This window comes from Klebsiella sp. 1SOBk5mer, from assembly GCF_046603115.1.
GTDB classification, from domain to species: domain Bacteria; phylum Pseudomonadota; class Gammaproteobacteria; order Enterobacterales; family Enterobacteriaceae; genus Klebsiella; species Klebsiella quasipneumoniae.
In genome coordinates this window covers 1-1725 of sequence record NZ_JBKIUU010000026.1, presented here as the reverse complement: position 1 = coordinate 1725, position 1725 = coordinate 1, and the positions used below count along the sequence as shown (strand labels likewise).

Genomic DNA, 1725 nt, shown 5'->3' with positions numbered 1-1725 from the left:
ACTGCTCTTTAACAATTTATCAGACAATCTGTGTGGGCACTCAAAGTGACATGGATTCTTAACGTCCTCGGACGAAAAATGAATACCAAGTCTCAAGAGTGAACACGTAATTCATTACGAAGTTTAATTCTTTGAGCATCAAACTTAAATTGAAGAGTTTGATCATGGCTCAGATTGAACGCTGGCGGCAGGCCTAACACATGCAAGTCGAGCGGTAGCACAGAGAGCTTGCTCTCGGGTGACGAGCGGCGGACGGGTGAGTAATGTCTGGGAAACTGCCTGATGGAGGGGGATAACTACTGGAAACGGTAGCTAATACCGCATAATGTCGCAAGACCAAAGTGGGGGACCTTCGGGCCTCATGCCATCAGATGTGCCCAGATGGGATTAGCTAGTAGGTGGGGTAACGGCTCACCTAGGCGACGATCCCTAGCTGGTCTGAGAGGATGACCAGCCACACTGGAACTGAGACACGGTCCAGACTCCTACGGGAGGCAGCAGTGGGGAATATTGCACAATGGGCGCAAGCCTGATGCAGCCATGCCGCGTGTGTGAAGAAGGCCTTCGGGTTGTAAAGCACTTTCAGCGGGGAGGAAGGCGATAAGGTTAATAACCTTGTCGATTGACGTTACCCGCAGAAGAAGCACCGGCTAACTCCGTGCCAGCAGCCGCGGTAATACGGAGGGTGCAAGCGTTAATCGGAATTACTGGGCGTAAAGCGCACGCAGGCGGTCTGTCAAGTCGGATGTGAAATCCCCGGGCTCAACCTGGGAACTGCATTCGAAACTGGCAGGCTAGAGTCTTGTAGAGGGGGGTAGAATTCCAGGTGTAGCGGTGAAATGCGTAGAGATCTGGAGGAATACCGGTGGCGAAGGCGGCCCCCTGGACAAAGACTGACGCTCAGGTGCGAAAGCGTGGGGAGCAAACAGGATTAGATACCCTGGTAGTCCACGCCGTAAACGATGTCGATTTGGAGGTTGTGCCCTTGAGGCGTGGCTTCCGGAGCTAACGCGTTAAATCGACCGCCTGGGGAGTACGGCCGCAAGGTTAAAACTCAAATGAATTGACGGGGGCCCGCACAAGCGGTGGAGCATGTGGTTTAATTCGATGCAACGCGAAGAACCTTACCTGGTCTTGACATCCACAGAACTTAGCAGAGATGCTTTGGTGCCTTCGGGAACTGTGAGACAGGTGCTGCATGGCTGTCGTCAGCTCGTGTTGTGAAATGTTGGGTTAAGTCCCGCAACGAGCGCAACCCTTATCCTTTGTTGCCAGCGGTTAGGCCGGGAACTCAAAGGAGACTGCCAGTGATAAACTGGAGGAAGGTGGGGATGACGTCAAGTCATCATGGCCCTTACGACCAGGGCTACACACGTGCTACAATGGCATATACAAAGAGAAGCGACCTCGCGAGAGCAAGCGGACCTCATAAAGTATGTCGTAGTCCGGATTGGAGTCTGCAACTCGACTCCATGAAGTCGGAATCGCTAGTAATCGTAGATCAGAATGCTACGGTGAATACGTTCCCGGGCCTTGTACACACCGCCCGTCACACCATGGGAGTGGGTTGCAAAAGAAGTAGGTAGCTTAACCTTCGGGAGGGCGCTTACCACTTTGTGATTCATGACTGGGGTGAAGTCGTAACAAGGTAACCGTAGGGGAACCTGCGGTTGGATCACCTCCTTACCTTAAAGAACCTGCCTTTGTAGTGCTCACACAGATTGT

The 1725-nt window shown here is 52.6% G+C and carries 1 rRNA gene; it reads left to right on the top strand.

The window, feature by feature from the left end:
• The first annotated feature begins 146 nt into the window (after positions 1 to 146).
• Positions 147 to 1686 (top strand): 16S ribosomal RNA (locus tag ACLH1U_RS25125).
• Positions 1687 to 1725: the final 39 nt, after the last annotated feature.